Annotated in this window: 15 protein-coding genes; all 15 read left to right on the top strand. The window is 67.1% G+C overall.

The genetic code is table 11. The features are described 5' to 3' along the window. The first annotated feature begins 330 nt into the window (after positions 1 to 330). The gene (rpmH, locus tag AAG895_RS18960; protein WP_002926183.1) at positions 331 to 465 is read left to right on the top strand and encodes a 50S ribosomal protein L34; all 135 of its coding nucleotides are present in this window, start codon (positions 331 to 333) and stop codon (positions 463 to 465) included. A gap of 49 nt (positions 466 to 514) precedes the next feature. Then, the gene (gene rnpA, locus AAG895_RS18955; RefSeq protein WP_345795344.1) at positions 515 to 829 is read left to right on the top strand and encodes a ribonuclease P protein component; all 315 of its coding nucleotides are present in this window, start codon (positions 515 to 517) and stop codon (positions 827 to 829) included. Then, positions 826 to 1,035 carry a membrane protein insertion efficiency factor YidD gene (yidD, locus tag AAG895_RS18950; RefSeq protein WP_345793516.1) on the top strand — a complete coding sequence of 70 codons (210 nt, stop codon included), beginning with the start codon at positions 826 to 828 and terminating at the stop codon, positions 1,033 to 1,035. Before rnpA ends, yidD begins: the two co-directional genes overlap by 4 nt. 20 nt (positions 1,036 to 1,055) lie before the next feature. Beyond that, a complete protein-coding gene (yidC, locus tag AAG895_RS18945; protein WP_345793515.1) occupies positions 1,056 to 2,717 on the top strand; it encodes a membrane protein insertase YidC in 1,662 nt (553 codons plus the stop codon). Then, the gene (gene mnmE / locus AAG895_RS18940; RefSeq protein WP_345793514.1) at positions 2,689 to 4,041 is read left to right on the top strand and encodes a tRNA uridine-5-carboxymethylaminomethyl(34) synthesis GTPase MnmE; all 1,353 of its coding nucleotides are present in this window, start codon (positions 2,689 to 2,691) and stop codon (positions 4,039 to 4,041) included. Before yidC ends, mnmE begins: the two co-directional genes overlap by 29 nt. Before the next feature lie 108 nt (positions 4,042 to 4,149). Next, positions 4,150 to 4,920: a TSUP family transporter gene (locus AAG895_RS18935; protein WP_345793513.1), complete on the top strand. Its 771-nt coding sequence runs from the start codon at positions 4,150 to 4,152 to the stop codon at positions 4,918 to 4,920. 109 nt (positions 4,921 to 5,029) lie between these two features. Continuing rightward, positions 5,030 to 5,416 carry an adenosylmethionine decarboxylase gene (gene speD, locus AAG895_RS18930; protein ID WP_345793512.1) on the top strand — a complete coding sequence of 129 codons (387 nt, stop codon included), beginning with the start codon at positions 5,030 to 5,032 and terminating at the stop codon, positions 5,414 to 5,416. A 3-nt stretch (positions 5,417 to 5,419) separates the two neighbouring features. Then, positions 5,420 to 6,304, top strand: a complete 885-nt coding sequence (gene speE / locus AAG895_RS18925) for a polyamine aminopropyltransferase (RefSeq protein ID WP_345793511.1) — start codon at positions 5,420 to 5,422, stop codon at positions 6,302 to 6,304. A gap of 153 nt (positions 6,305 to 6,457) precedes the next feature. Next, positions 6,458 to 7,690 carry a 16S rRNA (cytosine(967)-C(5))-methyltransferase RsmB gene (gene rsmB, locus AAG895_RS18920; protein WP_345795343.1) on the top strand — a complete coding sequence of 411 codons (1,233 nt, stop codon included), beginning with the start codon at positions 6,458 to 6,460 and terminating at the stop codon, positions 7,688 to 7,690. 34 nt (positions 7,691 to 7,724) lie between these two features. Then, positions 7,725 to 8,258, top strand: a complete 534-nt coding sequence (locus AAG895_RS18915) for a DUF4390 domain-containing protein (protein WP_345795342.1) — start codon at positions 7,725 to 7,727, stop codon at positions 8,256 to 8,258. Beyond that, positions 8,255 to 10,372: an ATP-binding protein gene (locus AAG895_RS18910; RefSeq protein WP_345793510.1), complete on the top strand. Its 2,118-nt coding sequence runs from the start codon at positions 8,255 to 8,257 to the stop codon at positions 10,370 to 10,372. The genes AAG895_RS18915 and AAG895_RS18910 overlap by 4 nt, the downstream gene beginning before the upstream one ends. Before the next feature lie 9 nt (positions 10,373 to 10,381). Then, positions 10,382 to 11,629, top strand: a complete 1,248-nt coding sequence (locus tag AAG895_RS18905; RefSeq protein WP_345793509.1) for a response regulator — start codon at positions 10,382 to 10,384, stop codon at positions 11,627 to 11,629. Between the two features lie 127 nt (positions 11,630 to 11,756). Beyond that, positions 11,757 to 13,160: a Trk system potassium transporter TrkA gene (trkA, locus tag AAG895_RS18900; RefSeq protein ID WP_345793508.1), complete on the top strand. Its 1,404-nt coding sequence runs from the start codon at positions 11,757 to 11,759 to the stop codon at positions 13,158 to 13,160. Positions 13,161 to 13,173: 13 nt separating this feature from the next. After that, positions 13,174 to 14,631 (top strand): potassium transporter TrkG, encoded by a 1,458-nt coding sequence (locus AAG895_RS18895; RefSeq protein ID WP_345795341.1) that lies wholly within the window; start codon positions 13,174 to 13,176, stop codon positions 14,629 to 14,631. Positions 14,632 to 14,756: 125 nt separating this feature from the next. Continuing rightward, positions 14,757 to 15,827, top strand: coding sequence for a uroporphyrinogen decarboxylase (gene hemE / locus AAG895_RS18890; RefSeq protein WP_345793507.1), 1,071 nt, complete (start codon positions 14,757 to 14,759; stop codon positions 15,825 to 15,827). The last annotated feature ends 286 nt before the right edge of the window (positions 15,828 to 16,113 follow it).

The raw sequence follows: 16,113 nt of genomic DNA, 5'->3' as shown, positions 1-16,113 counted from the left end.
GGCGTGGATGGGCGATGGGGCTGGGTGAGGTGTCGGGGCGTGGGCGTGTGATTCGATGTGCAGCAAGGTTCTGTGCTCGAGGCGGCGGGGCGCCTGTGCAGCCGGATTGCGAAACGGCGGTTGTGTCGGGGTGCGTGCCTGCAGTGCGCTCGGACGGCGACATTTGCTTGCAGTGGCCGATGCAGTCGCGCTGCGGGCCGGGGGCACGAAAGTGCGTCATTCTAAACCTCCCGGACGGACTTATCCACAGGCTCGACTAAAAATTCTTATTGACAAACATGGGATTATCCATTTAACTCTCGCGTTTGACCTAACACTGGCAGTCCGATCATGAAACGCACTTATCAGCCCTCCGTTGTCCGTCGCAAGCGCACCCACGGCTTCCTGGTCCGCATGAAGACCCGTGGCGGCCGTGCGGTCATCCGCGCACGTCGTGCCAAGGGCCGTCATCGCCTCGCAGTCTGAGGTGACGTCGCCCTCGGGCGCTGACCAAGGTTTTCGCAGCGCTCACAGATTGCATAAAACGGATGAGTATTCATCCGTTTTTGCTTTTAGGCGTGCGTTGCGCGGGCGTTACTACATGCTTCATTACCGCCCGAATGCGCTCGACACCGCCCGCCTGGGCGTCGTGGTCGCCAAGAAGCTCGCCAAGCGCGCCAACGTGCGCAATCTCGTCAAGCGTATCGCGCGCGAAACCTTCAGGCGTCATCGTCAGTCTCTGCCGGCGATGGATCTCGTCGTGCGCCTGCATGCGCCGGTGGCGAAGGCGACCCGTTCCGAGCTGCACCTCGATCTGCTTGCCCTGCTGCAAAGGTTGCCTCGCACATGAAGACTCTGTTGATCGCGCTGGTGCGTTTCTACCGCTATGCGATCAGTCCGATGCTCGGGCGCAACTGCCGTTTCCACCCGACCTGTTCCGAATACGCGATCGAAGCCATCGAGCGCCATGGCGCGCTGCGTGGCGGCTGGATGGCCCTCAGACGGGTGGGGCGCTGTCATCCCTTCAATCCGGGCGGGTATGATCCCGTTCCCTGACCTGAGACAGAACGACTCCGATGGATCAACGCCGCCTCATCCTCTTCCTGGTTTTCTCCTTCGCGCTGGTCATGCTTTGGGATGGCTGGCTCAAGCACAACCAGCCTCCCGTGCCTGCGCAGCAGGCCGCAGCGGGCGTCGCCTCGCCGGCCGACGGTGCGGTGCCGACGCCCTCGCTGAGCGCCGCCGCGCCGGGTCAGTCCGCCGTTCCGGGTGAACAGTCCGCAGCCGTCACGGCCGCGCCGCGCATGGTGGTCGAGACCGACCTGCTGCGCGCCGAGATTTCCGCCCAGGGCGGCGACATCGTTCGTCTCGAGCTCAAGCAGCACATGGCGAGCGGCGAGGCCGGCGGCAACTTCGTGCTGTTCGACGACGGCACCACGCGTCACCAGTACGCAGCCCAGTCCGGCCTGATCGGCGAGGGTCTGCCCACGCACAAGACCGTATTCGCGCTGCCTGCCAGCGAGCTGCGCCTGAAGGACGGCGAGGACACGGTCGAGCTGCGCCTGCAGGCGCCCGAGCAGAACGGCGTGCAGGTTACCCGCGTGATGCGCTTTGCCCGCGGCAGCTACCTGGTCGATGTGTCCTACGAGATCCGCAACGGCTCCGGCCAGGCGATCACGCCGCACGCCTACTTCCAGCTCACGCGCGACGGCACCCCGGCGGAGCAGGTCGAAGCCTTCGGCGTCACCACCTTCACCGGCCCGGCCTTCTTCACGGAGGCCAACAAGTTCCAGAAGGTGCAGTTCCAGGACATCACCGACGGCGACGCCAAGTTCCCGAAGACGGCGAACGACGGCTGGGTGGCGATGGTGCAGCACTACTTCGTCGGTGCCTGGTTGCCTGAGCAGGGCGTGCAGCGTGAGTACTTCGCCCGCGCACTCGGCAACAACCTGTTCTCGGCCGGTGTGATCCTGCCGGTGGCGGCGGTCGAGCCGGGCGCGACGGCGACCGTAGGCACCCGCCTCTATGCCGGTCCGCAGGAGCAGGACAAGCTCGAGGGCATCGCCCCGGGCCTTGACCTGGTGGTCGACTACGGCTGGCTGACCGTCATCGCGGCGCCGCTGTTCTGGGTGCTGTCGTGGTTCCACAGCCTCACCGGCAACTGGGGCTGGGCGATCATCCTGGTCACGGTAGCGCTCAAGGCGATCTTCTTCCCGCTGTCGGCGGCCAGCTACAAGTCGATGGCCAAGATGCGAGTCCTCGGGCCGCGCCTGCAGCGCATGAAGGAGATGTACGGCAACGACAAGGCCAAGATGCAGCAGGAGATGATGAATCTCTACCGCACCGAGAAGATCAATCCGCTCGGCGGCTGCCTGCCGATCCTGGTGCAGATTCCGGTGTTCATCGCGCTGTACTGGGTTCTGCTCGGCAGCGTCGAGATGCGTCATGCGCCGTGGCTGGGCTGGATCCAGGACCTCTCGGCCAAGGATCCGTACTTCATCCTGCCGATCATCATGGGCGCCTCCATGCTGATCCAGATGAAGCTCAACCCGACGCCGCCGGACCCGATCCAGGCGAAGGTGATGATGGCGATGCCGATCGTCTTCACCTTCATGTTCCTGTGGTTCCCGTCCGGTCTGGTGCTGTACTGGGTCGTGAACAACATCCTGTCGATCGCCCAGCAGTGGCAGATCACGCGGATGATCGAAAGTGCAAAGCCCGGCAGCAAGGCCGCCTGACACGATCGCCGCAATCGCGACGGCACCGGGCCGCGGCGGCATCGGTGTCGTCCGCGTCTCGGGAGCCGGCCTGGCCGGCTTCGCCCAGGCGCTGTGCGGGCGTGAGCCGCGCCCGCGGGTCGCATGTTTCACCGCCTTCCGCGACGCGGAAGGGCGCGCGATCGACGAGGGCCTTCTTCTCCATTTCCCGGCGCCGGCATCCTTCACCGGCGAGGACGTGCTCGAACTGCAGGGCCATGGCGGTCCGGTGGTCATGCAGATGCTGCTCGAGCGCTGCCTGCAGCTCGGCGCCCGTCTCGCCGAGCCGGGCGAGTTTACCCGGCGCGCCTTTCTCAACGGCAAGCTCGACCTGGCGCAGGCCGAGAGCGTCGCCGACCTCATCGAGGCCTCGACCGCTGCGGCGGCGCGTTCGGCCGTGCGTTCCTTGTCGGGGCAGTTCTCGGAAGAGGTGCATCGCATCGTCGATGCGCTCATCGATCTGCGCATGCTGGTCGAGGCGACCCTGGACTTTCCGGAAGAGGAGATCGAGTTCCTCGAGCGTGCGCGCGCGCTGCCGAGGCTGGAGGAGGTCCGGGCCCGGCTCGAGAGCCTGCTCGATCGGGCGCGACAGGGCGCGCTGCTGCGCAGCGGCCTCAACGTGGTGCTGGTGGGTGAGCCCAACGTAGGCAAGTCGAGCCTGCTGAACCAGCTTGCCGGCGAGGAGCGCGCGATCGTCACCGAGATCGCGGGTACCACCCGCGATGCGTTGCGAGAGACCATCCAGATCGAGGGCATCCCGCTGCACATCATCGACACGGCAGGTTTGCGCGAGACCGCGGACCGGGTCGAGCGGATCGGAATCGAGCGTACCTGGCGGGAGATCGATCGCGCGGACGTGATCCTGCGGCTGGTCGATGCCGGTCGCGAGGATGCGGGCAGGGAGGAGATCGATCTGAAATTGCCCGAGGCGGTCGAGCGCATCACCGTACTCAACAAGATCGACCTCCTCGGCTTGCCTGCCGGGCGCCGTGTCGATGACGGACGAGTGTGCCTGCAGGTGTCGGCGCGCAGCGGCGATGGTGTCGAGCTGGTGCGCCAGGAGTTGCTGCGGATCGCGGGCTGGCATGCCCACGGCGAGGATGTGATTCTTGCCCGCGAGCGGCATCTGGTCGCCCTGCGCGAGGCGTTGGCGCATGTGGAGGCGGCTGGGTGCCAGCTGGCGGCACTGGAGCTGTTCGCCGAGGAGTTGCGACTGGCTCAGGAGCAGCTCGGAGAGATCACGGGCGAGTTCACCGCGGATGACCTTCTGGGGGTCATCTTTTCCCGCTTCTGCATCGGCAAGTAGAGGCAGCGCGCTGCGGGGCTCCGCGGCCCTGCCAGTGGGGGAGGGGGGCCGGCGCGCGGCGTGTGCCGGGGCTTCTTGTCCTTCCCTGTTTCACGTGAAACAGCGTCCATGGATATCGATTTCGTTTTTCTTGCGCTCGGGCTTGCTGCCTTCTTCGCCGGCTTCGTGGACTCGATCGTTGGTGGCGGTGGTCTGATCCAGCTTCCAGCCCTATTCACTGCCTTCCCGGCCACCTCCCCGGCAACCCTGTTCGGCACGAACAAGCTCGCGAGCGTCATTGGCACCAGTAGCGCTGCGATTCAATACAGTCGTCGGGTGGCGATACCGTGGCGCGTCGCCGGTCCGGGCGCCGTAGCGGCCCTCGTCGGCTCCTGGTACGGGGCCCGGGCAGTGGCGTATCTGGATCCTTCGGTCCTGCGTCCGCTGATCCTGTTGCTGCTCGTGCTGGTGGCGGTCTACACCTTCATGCGCAAGGATCTGGGGTCGGCGTCCAACGAGCCCGAGCATGGACGACGCTCTGCGGCACTTGCCGTCGCGATTGGCGGTGTGATCGGCTTCTACGATGGTTTCTTCGGCCCGGGTACCGGCAGCTTCCTGATCTTTCTCTTCATCCGCCTGCTCGGCATGGATTTCCTGCGTGCGTCGGTGTCTGCAAAGATCCTGAACGTGGCGACGAACCTCGCGGCGATCGCGTTCTTCGTCGGAAACGTCGAACTGATGTGGAAGCTTGCGGCCTTGATGGCCGCCTGCAATCTGTGCGGCGCCGTGCTGGGCTCGCGGATGGCGCTCAGGCATGGCACCGGCTTCGTGCGAAGAATGTTCCTCGGCGTCGTGCTGGTGCTGATCGCCCGCCTCACCTACGACACCTTCCTGCGCTGAGCGGCGGTGTGTTCCACGTGAAACACGACTGGATATCTTTGCGGAAATATTGCATTGGGTCCCCATGTTAGAATTCGCCGTTCCATTCACCTTGCCAAGACACGGGGAAATGAACGGACTCCATCTGATTGCGGACATCTACCGCTGCCGGCCGAACGCTGAGCTTCTGACGCGACGCGCGGCCCTCGAGAACCTGTGTGTCAGCGAGTGCCGCAACGCCGGCCTCAGCCCTCTGGGCGCCTACTTCTATCAATTCGAGGACGAAACAGGGGAGCCCGCCGGTGTCACCGGTACCGTCGTCCTCGCCGAGTCTCATCTCGCGATCCACACCTGGCCGGAGACGGGCGATGTCACGCTCGACGTGTACGTCTGCAACTTTTCCCGCGACAACAGCGATCGTGCGCGCCATGTGTTCCAGCGCGTCATCGACGCCCTTGCGCCGGAGGAGACCGTTCGCCACGAGGTGATTCGTGGCCGGCTACCGGTGGAGGCCTGAGCGATGCCGGAGTCGAAGACCGCGCTGCCGGCGGGCGCGCTGGCCGAGTATCTGTGCGAGGACGCCGGCTACTTCCTGCACGGCGGGCGCCTGCTCGAATCCGGACATTCGGCCTGGCAGGCCTACGAGGTCTGGGAGACCCCCCGCTTCGGTCGCCTGTTTCGCCTCGATGGCTGCTTCATGACCTCCGAGCGCGACGAGTTCCACTACCACGAGAACATCATCCATGTGCCCGGGCTGGCGCATCCCAGGCCGCGCAGCGCGCTCATCATCGGCGGTGGCGACGGCGGCTCGGCAGAGGAGCTGCTGAAGTATCCGACCATGGAGCGCATCGTTCTCGCCGAGCTCGACGAGAAGGTCGTGGACATCTCTCGACGCTATCTTCACGCGGTGCACCGCGGCGCGCTCGACGATCCACGCGTCGACATCCGGATCGGTGATGGCCTGCGCTACGTGATGGAGGAGGCGCCCGCGCGCGGCGATCGCTACGACCTCATCGTGCTCGATCTCACCGATCCGGTGGGGCCGGCCGAGGCACTCTACGCGACCGAGTTCTTCGCTGCCTGCCGGGCCCTGCTGAACGCGGGCGGCGCACTCAGCCTGCACATCGGCACCCCGGTGTATCAGGCGGAACGCGTACAGGCGCTCGTTCGCCGGTTGCGCGGCGTGTTCGCGCATGTGAGCCCGTACTTCCTCTACATTCCGCTCTACGGTAGCCTGTGGGGCCTGGCTTGCGCGTCCGATACGCTCGACCCTCAGGCACTTTCCGCTTCCGAGGTGGATGCGCGCCTGGAGGCGCGTGGCATCGCCACGCTGCAGCACCTGAACGGCGCGGTCTATTGCGCGCAGTTCGCCCTTCCCAATCACCTGCGTGCCCTGCTTGCGTGAGCCGGCGGGGCGCGCCTGCGGCCCCAGCTCTCTAACGTGAATTCCTCATCCCGCTCCGGCAGGCCTGCCGTTCGCCGTGCCTCCGCCACCCATGCGCGCGCCCCAGCGCTTGCCCCCGACAGCCTCGCCCAGTCGCTCGTCTGGGCCGCGGAGCTGGTGGCGGCCGTGCTCGAGGGCGCCAACCTCACCGACGCCTTCGAGCGCATGCAGGCCGCGCACCCCGACTGGAGCGAGGCCAGCCGCGGGGCAGTGCGAGACCTCGCGTGGAGCACCTTGCGCGAATTCAGGCGCGGCGGTGTCGTGCTCGACAAGTTGCTCCATACGCCTCCGGCGATCCCGATTCACGCCCTGCTGCTGGTGGCATTGCTGCGCCTGCGCCAGCGCCCCGAGCAGGCGCACACGGTGGTCGACCAGGCCGTGCAGGCGGCGGCGTCGATCATGCCCGGGCTCAAGAACCTGGTGAATGGCGTCTTGCGCAATGCCCTGCGCCAGCGCGAGCAGTGGCCCGTCTGGGAGGCGCGCGACCCCGAAGCCCGCCATGGCTTTCCCCGCTGGTGGATCGAGCGCGTGCGGGCGGCGCATCCGGCGCACTGGGAGGCCGTGCTCGCCGCCGGCAACACCCGGCCCCCCATGGCCCTGCGGGTGAATCCGCGCCGCGGCACGGTCCAGGCCGCGATCGAGGCGCTCGCCGGCGCAGGGCGCAGCGCGCGCCGCGTCGACAACGACGCGCTGGTGCTCGATGCGCCGCTGCCGGTCGCGCTTCTGCCGGGTTATGCCGAGGGCAGGGTGTCGGTTCAGGATGCGGGCGCCCAGTGGGCCGCAGGGCTGCTCGATCCCCAGCCCGGCGAGCGCGTGCTCGACGCCTGCTCGGCCCCCGGGGGAAAGACCGCCCACCTGCTCGAGCGCGCCGACCTCGCTCTGCTCGCGCTCGAGCTCGACCCGCAGCGCGCGCGCCGCGTCGAGCTCAATCTCGCCCGCCTCGGGCTTGCTGCCGAGCTCAAGGTGGCCGACTGCCGAATGCTGGCGGACTGGTGGGATGGACGTCCGTTCGACCGTATCCTCGCCGATGTGCCGTGCTCCGCATCGGGGGTGGTGCGTCGTCATCCGGACATCAAGTGGCTGCGGCGCGACACCGACGTCGTGCACTTTGCCGCACAGCAGGCGGAAATCCTCGAGGCGCTTTGGCACACGCTGGCGCCGGGTGGCACAATGCTCTACGTCACCTGTTCGGTGTTCGACGAGGAAAACGCCGCGCAGATCGCCCGCTTCTGTGCCCGCCATGCGGATGCCCAACGCCTGCCCATCCAGGGTCGCCCAGACCTTCAGCTGCTGCCCGATGCCGAACATGACGGCTTCTATTTCGCGCTGCTGCGCAAGCGTGCTTGAGCGCAGCCTGCCAGCGCTGCGCTGGCTGGCGTGCATGCTCGTGGCGGTGTTGAGCTTAGCGGCCCAGGCCGACGGGGTGATCCGCAGCGCGGAGATCGTGCGCAGCGAAGAGGGCTATGTGCTCAACGCCGACATCGATCTCGAGCTCAACCCGCGCCTGGTCGACGCGGTCGACCGCGGCGTGTCGCTCTATTTCACCACCGAGCTAGTGATCGAGCGTCCGCGCTGGTACTGGATCAACGCCACGGTCGTCGAGCGCAGCCTCGACTACCGCCTCTCCTACCACGCCATCACGCGCAGCTACAGGCTTTCGATCGGCGCGCTGCACCAGAACTTCGACAACCTCGATGCGGCGCTGCGCACCATGCAGCGCGTGCGCAACTGGCAGGTCGCCAAGCCCGACGAGCTCGAGGCAGGCGTCTCGCACGAGGTGTCGCTGCGCTTCCGCCTGGATACCAGCCAGCTGCCCAAGCCCTTCCAGGTCACCGCGATCGGCAGCAGTGACTGGAACATCGGCACCGAGTGGATGCGGTGGACCTTCCTGCCCGGAGCGCCGGGTTTCCGATGAAGCGCATCCTTCTCGTCGTTGCTGCCGCGCTGGCCGGTATCTCCCTGTTCCTGCTCACCTCGGCGAGCGCGAATACCGAGCTTTTCGCCACCAGCTACCCCTATCTGCTCGCCCTCAATGGCGCGATGGTGGTGGTGCTCGGCGGCCTCGTCGGCATGCAGTTGCGCCAGCTCTGGCGCGAGTACCGCGCCCAGCAGTTCGGGTCGCGGCTGAAGTACCGCCTCGTGCTGATGTTCGCGCTCATGGGCGTGGTGCCCGGGCTGGTGATCTACGCGGTATCGCTGCAATTCGTCGTGCGCAGCATCGAGTCCTGGTTCGACGTCCGCGTCGACTCGGCGCTCGAAGGCGGCATCGCGCTTGGCCAGAATGCGCTCGACTATCTGGTCACCCAGGTCCGCGACAAGGCCGACGACATGGTGCTCGACCTCGAGGGCACGACCCAGGGCGCAGCGACCCGTCTGAACCGCTTGCGCGAACAGTCCGGCGTGACCAGCGCGACGATTCTTTCCGCCAATGGCCAGGTGCTCGCCACCGCTTCCGAGTCGGGCCAGACGCTGCTGCCCGATCTTCCCGATCCGGCCGAGCTGCGCCAGGCACGGCAGGTGCGCCAGCACCACACCGTCGATGCCTTGCCCGACGGCCGCCTGGTGATCCGCGTGATCACCGCGATCCCGATTCGCACCCTCGCCGGCGAGGCGCGCCTGCTCCTGCTCAGCCAGTCGGTGCCCGAGTCCTTCGCACGTCATGCCGACGCGGTGCAGGAGGCCTTCCGCGAATACCAGCAACTCACGCTCGGGCGCAGCGGACTCAAGCGCATCTACACGGTCACCCTCAGCCTCACCCTCCTGCTCGCCCTGCTCGGTGCGCTCGCGGTGGCGGTGCTGATCGCGCGCCGTCTGGCGGCGCCGCTGCTGATCCTCGCCGAGGGCACGCAGGCGGTGGCGCAGGGCGACTTCAGCCCGCGCCAGGCCTTGCCTGCCAACGACGAGTTGGGCGTGCTCACGCAGTCCTTCAACCGCATGACCCGCCAGCTCCAGGAGGCCCGTGCCAGCGCGGAGCGCAACCGTGCCGAGGTCGAGTCCGCGCGCGCCTATCTCGAGTCCGTGCTCGCCAACCTCTCCACTGGCGTCCTCGCATTCTCGCCCGAGGGCCACCTGCGCGCGGCCAACCATGGGGCGCTGCAGATCCTCGACGATGACCTCGCCGGCTTCGAGGACATCACGCTCGAGGCTTGGCCACGGCACGCCGCGCTGCGTGACGTGCTGCGCGAGGGCTTCTCCACCCACGACGGTGACTGGCAGCAGCAGATGGAGCTGCCGGTCAAGGACAGCACGCCGCGCACCCTGCTGATCCACGGGTCGCGCCTGCCGGCGAGCACCGGCGGTGGCCTGGTGGTGGTGTTCGACGACATCTCCAGCCTCGTGACCGCCCAGCGCACCGCGGCCTGGGGCGAGGTCGCCCGCCGCCTCGCGCACGAGATCAAGAACCCCCTCACGCCCATCCAGCTCTCTGCCGAGCGCCTGGCCTTCAAGCTCTCGGATCGCCTCGACGACAGCGGCCGCGAGATGCTCGAGCGTGCCACCTCGACGATCGTCAACCAGGTCGAGGCGATGAAGAACCTGGTCAATGCCTTCCGCGACTACGCGCGCCTGCCCGCCCCGATGCTGGCGCCGATCGATCTCAACGCACTGATCCGCGAGGTGCTGCACCTCTACGAGAGCGCCGCGGTGCACATCCGCACCGAGCTCGGCAGCAACCTGGCGCCGGTGCAGGGCGACCCGACGCAGATCAGACAGGTAATCCACAATATGCTGCAGAATGCGCAGGATGCGCTCGCCGGCCAGGACGATGGCGAGCTCCGCGTGCTCACGCGGCGCGAGGGCGACCGCGCGCTGCTGCTGTTCCGCGATAACGGTCCGGGCTTTCCCGCCGAGGTGCTGGCGCGCGCCTTCGAACCCTACTTCACCACCAAGTCGCGCGGCACGGGCCTCGGGCTGGCGATGGTGAAGAAGATCGTCGACGAACACGGTGGCGACGTGCGCCTGAGCAATCGCGAGGGCGGCGGGGCGGAAGTGCGCATCCGCCTGCGGCTGGCCGAACACAACGAAGCTTGAAGAAATCCAATGGCAAAAATACTCATCGTTGACGACGAAATCGGCATCCGCGAGCTGCTTTCCGAGATCCTCCGCGACGAGGGGCACGACATCCTGCTGGCCGAGAATGCCACCGCCGCACGTGCTGCACGCAATGCGGTGCGGCCCGACATGGTCCTGCTCGACATCTGGATGCCCGACACGGACGGCATCACCCTGCTCAAGGAGTGGGCGGCCAACGGCCAGCTCAACATGCCGGTGGTGATGATGTCCGGCCACGGCACCATCGACACCGCGGTCGAGGCCACGCGTATCGGCGCGATCGACTATCTCGAGAAGCCGATCGCGTTGCAGAAGCTGCTCGCGGCGGTCAAGCGCGGCTTGCAGCGGCCGCAGGCGCCGGGCGCGCCGGCGCCGCTGACGCTGGCCGCGTTCACCCGCTCGGTGCCGCTGCGCGAACTCAAGCGTCGCGTCGAGCAGATCACCGGCAGCTCACGTGTGCTGCTGCTGCGCGTCGGCAGCGGCACCCTGGCCGAGCTCGTCGCACGCAGCGTGCAGGCGCCCAATGCGCCCTGGCTCGATCTCGCCGGCGTGAGCGCGCCGATCGACATCAGCCAGCTGCAGGCCGCCCATGGCGGCGTGCTGTTCGTCGCCGAGCTTGCCCGTCTGACCCGCGCGCAGCAGAAGAACCTCGCCTTTGCGCTCGATCGCCTCGATCGCTACGACCTGCGCCTGGTGGTCGCCACCGATCGCAGTCTCGAGGGGCTGGTGGGCGAAGGCTGGGAGGAGGGCCTGCTGAGCCGTCTGTTCGAGGTCAGCCTGGCGCCGCCCTCGATCGCCGACGTGCGCGACGACCTGCCCGAGCTCGCCAGCCAGCTGCTGCTCCACTTGGTGGAGGCCGGCGAGGTACCCCTGCGCCGCTTCTCCACCGCCGCCCTCAACCAGCTGCGCAACCTGCCCTGGCCGGGGGGCTACCCGGAACTGCGCGCAGCGGTGAAGTCGCTCGCGCTCGGCACGCTGGAAGAGGAGATCGGCGCCAGCGAGGTCCGCCGCCTGCTGCCGCCGGATTTTGCCGCCGGCGCCTGCGGAGTCTCGCTCGACCAGCCTCTGCGCGAGGCGCGCGAGGCCTTCGAGCGCATGTACTTCGAGCACCACCTGCGCCTCGAGGGCGGCAACATGACGCGGCTGGCGGAGAAGACCGGTCTCGAGCGCACCCACCTCTACCGCAAGCTCAAGCAGCTCGGCCTGCAGGCCGGCCGCCGTCACGAGGAGCATTGAGCGGGGCCGCGCGGCGCGCCAGGGCTCAGCGTAGCGCGGCGGGCGTTTTGTTGCAGCGCAACATTCGCTTTGTCGCCATGGGCGGCGGGCGTAGAATCGCGCTCTTGCATTCAGTCGGAAGAACAGGGTGAAGATCATCATTCTCGGCGCCGGGCAGGTGGGGGCGTCGGTCGCGGAAAACCTGGTGTCGGAGGCGAACGACATCACCCTGGTCGATACCAGCGAGGAATACCTTGCCGCCCTGCGCGAGCGCCTGGAGATCCGCACCGTCTGCGGCAACGCCGCGTCGCCGCGCGTGCTCAGGGAGGCGGGCGCGGACGATGCCGACCTGCTGATCGCCGTCACCCAGTCCGACCAGACGAACCTGTGCGCCTGTCGCATCGCCAAGGCGCTCTACAACCTGCCCACCCGCATCGCCCGCCTGCGCTCGACCGACTACGTCGATCACCCCGAGCTGCTCGATGACGACAACTTCGCGGTGGACTTCTCGATCTGCCCCGAGCAGGTCGTCACCGACTACATCAAGCGCCTGATCGCCTTCCCCGAGGCCCTGCAGGTGCTCGAGTTCGCCGACGGCGTGGTCAGCCTGATCTGCGTGCGCGCCTTCGAGGGCGGCCCGCTGGTCGGCCACCCGCTGAAGGCGCTGCGCTTTCACCTGCCCAACGTCGAAGTCCGCATCGCCGCGATCTACCGCAATGGCGAGCCGATCATGCCCGAGGGCGACACCATCATCCTGCCCGGCGACGAGGTGTTCTGCCTCGCCGCCACCGTGCACATCCGCCAGGTGATGCGCGAGCTGCGCCGTTCCGACGGCCCGATGCGGCGGATCATGATCGCCGGCGGCGGCAACATCGGCTTCCGCCTGGCGCAGTCGATCGAGGACAACTACCACGTCAAGATCCTCGAGCTGAACCGCAGCCGCGCCGAGATGCTCGCCTCGCAGCTGTCGCACGCGCTGGTGCTGCGCGGCGACTCGACCGACGAGAAGCTGCTCGAGGGCGAAGGGATCGACGAGACCGACCTGTTCGTGGCGCTGACCAACGACGAGGAGGACAACATCATGTCCGCCTCGCTCGCCAAGCGCATGGGCGCGCGGCGCACGCTGGCGCTGATCAACCGCAAGAGCTACGTCGATCTGGTGCAGGGCGGACCCATCGACATCGCGATCTCGCCCGCCCACACCTCGATCGGCACCTTGCTCGCACACGTGCGCCGCGGCGATGTGGTCGCGGTGCACAGCCTGCGCCGTGGCGCTGCCGAGGCGCTCGAGATCATCGCCCACGGCAGCCGCAAGGACTCCAAGGTGGTCGGGCGCGCGATCGAGGAGGTCGCGCTGCCGCGCGGCACCAGCATCGGCGCCATCGTGCGCGACGTGAAGAACGAGGATGGACGCGTGATCCGGCGTGAGGTGCTCATGCCCCACCACGATACCGTGATCGAGGAGGACGACCACGTGATCGTCTTCTGTACCAGCAAGAAGCTCGTGCAGAAGGTGGAGAAGCTGTTCCAGGTCGGCTTCCATTTCCTCTGACATGCGCAGCTCGCTGAGTCCCTACTACCCCGCGCTCAATGCGCTCGGCCTGATCATCATGATCTTCGGCCTGCTCATGGGCTTTCCGCTCGTGGTCTCGGCCTGGGTTGGCGATGGCGCCACCCTGGCCTATGATCAGGCCTTGTTCGTGACCTTCGTCGGCGGCCTGCTGCTGTGGGGGGCGACGCGCTCGCGCCGGCGTGACCTGCGCGTGCATGACGGTTTCCTGCTGGTGGCGTCGACCTGGGTCGTGCTGCCGCTTTTCGGCGCGCTGCCTCTGCTCGCGTACATCCCGGAGCTGCGCTTCACCGACGCCTACTTCGAGGCGGTGTCCGGGCTGACCGCGACCGGTGCGACGGTGCTCACCGGGCTCGACGATCTGCCGGTGTCGATCAACCTGTGGCGCACCTTCATGCACTGGGTGGGTGGCATGGGGGTGATCGTGCTGGTGGTGGCGATCCTGCCGCTGCTCGGCATCGGTGGCCGCCAGCTGTACAAGGCCGAGGTGCCCACGCCGATGAAGGACGCGAGCCTGACGCCGCGCATCGCCGAGACCGCAAAGGGCCTGTGGCTCACCTACGTCCTGCTCACCGTGGCCTGCGGCCTGTGCCTGTGGTGGGCCGGGCTGGAGGGCTGGGACGCCGTCATCCACGCCTTCAGCATCGCCGGACTCGGCGGGTTCTCGAACAAGGACGCCTCGCTCGGCCACTTCGCCAACCTCAACGTCGAGCTGGTGACGATGGTGTTCGCGCTGCTCGCCGGCCTCAACTACGCCACCCACTACCTCGCGCTGATGAGGCGCTCGACCCGCCCCTACGCGCGTGATCCCGAGATTCCGTTCTATTTCGGCGTGCTCGCGGCCAGCACCGTGATGCTCACCATCTACCTGCTCGCCAAGGGCAGCTTCACCGAGGTCGGCGAAGCCTTGCGCTACGTCGCCTTCCATGTCATCTCGATTTCGACCTCGCTTGGCCTCGCGACCCACGACTACACGCTGTGGCCGATGTTCGCGCAGATCTGGATCCTCTTCCTCGGCAGCTTCATCGCCTGCTCCGGCTCCACGGGCGGCGGAATCAAGATGATGCGGGCGATGATCCTGTACAAGCAGGTGCTGCGCGAGATCGTGCGCTCGCTGCACCCGAATGCCGTGCGGCCGGTGCGCATGGGGCGCAACCCGGTGCCGGAGAACATCCTGCATGCCGTGCTCGGCTTCAGCTTCATGTACATGGTGTCGATCGTCAGCCTGACGCTCGTGCTGTCGGCCACCGGTCTCGAGCTGATCACCGCGTTCTCCGCGGTCGTGGCCTGCCTCAACAACACCGGCCCCGGGCTCGACATGGTCGGGCCGGCATCGAACTATCAGGCGCTCGAGGTCTTCCAGAAGTGGGTGCTGTGCTTCGCGATGATCCTCGGCCGGCTCGAGATCTTCACCTTCCTGGTCGTGCTCACGCCGACCTTCTGGCGGCGATGAGGGCCCTGCGGTCGCGGTCGGGCGCGCGCGCTTGACCGGGGACAACCCCAGAGCGGCGCGGGACAGGCGATAATCCCGCCCTGAGCACGAAGCCCGTACCGATTGCACGCACTAGAGGACTCGACGTGAGCCGCCTTAAGAACGACACCTTCCTGCGCGCGCTGCTGCGCCAGCCCACCGAATACACCCCCGTCTGGCTCATGCGCCAGGCCGGGCGCTACCTGCCGGAATACTGCGAGACGCGCCGCCGCGCCGGCAACTTCCTCAACCTGTGCAAGAGCCCGGCGATGGCCTGCGAGGTCACCCTGCAGCCGCTGGCACGCTACGACCTCGACGCCGCGATCCTGTTCTCCGACATCCTCACCGTGCCCGACGCGATGGGGCTCGGCCTGTATTTCGCCGAGGGCGAGGGTCCGCGCTTCGAGCGCCCGCTGAAGGACGAGTGGGAGATCCGCAACCTCTCCGCCCCCGATCCCCACGCCGAGCTGCAGTACGTGATGGACGCGGTGAGCGAGATCCGCCGCGCGCTCGACGGCAGCGTGCCGCTGATCGGCTTCTCCGGCAGCCCGTGGACGCTGGCCTGCTACATGGTCGAGGGCGGATCGTCCTCCGACTACCGCAAGGTCAAGAGCCTCGCCTACAGCCGCCCCGACCTGATGCACCACATCCTCGAGGTCACCGCGCAGGCCGTGGTGAAGTACCTCAACGCCCAGATCGAGGCCGGCGCGCAGGCGGTCATGGTGTTCGACTCCTGGGGCGGGGTGCTGTCCGAGGCGGCCTACAAGGAGTTCTCCCTGCGCTACCTCGAGCAGGTCGTGTCCGGCCTGATCCGCGAACGCGACGGCGAGCGCGTGCCCAGCATCGTGTTCACCAAGGGCGGCGGGCTGTGGCTGGAGTCGATCGCCGCCATCGGCAGCGATGCGGTGGGACTCGACTGGACCATGGACATCGGCCGTGCCCGCGCGCTCGTGGGCGACAAGGTGGCGCTGCAGGGCAACCTCGACCCCAACGTGCTGTTCGCGCCGCCCGAAGCAGTGGCCGCCGAGACCCGGCGCGTGCTCGATGCCTTCGGCAAGCATCCCGGCCACGTCTTCAACCTCGGCCACGGCATCTCGCAATACACCCCGCCCGAGAACGTCAGCGTGCTGGTCGACACCGTGCACGCCTACAGCCGCGAGATTCGCGCACGCGGGTGAGCGGACGACGGACGGCAGCCGGGGCCCGGCCGCGCAGCCGTCTGTCAAGCACAAAATCGTGCTTTCCGGGCTTGACTTATGCACACGCAGCGGTTCCAGGCCAGATGTGCGGCAAGAATCCCGGCCATATGCGTTTGATTTTATAAGTCATTGAAAATAAAAGAATAAAAAATAGCGCAATGTTAAGGCAATGTGACGAAAAGCCTTATCCGACGCAGGTTTGCGGCCGATTCACCCAGCTTTCCCACAAACTTATCCACAGGTTTTGTGGACAATGGAAAAGCCC

The sequence above is a fragment of the Thauera sp. JM12B12 genome (assembly GCF_039614725.1).
In the GTDB taxonomy this organism is placed as follows: Bacteria; Pseudomonadota; Gammaproteobacteria; order Burkholderiales; family Rhodocyclaceae; genus Thauera.
This window is presented reverse-complemented; position numbering and strand designations above follow the sequence as displayed.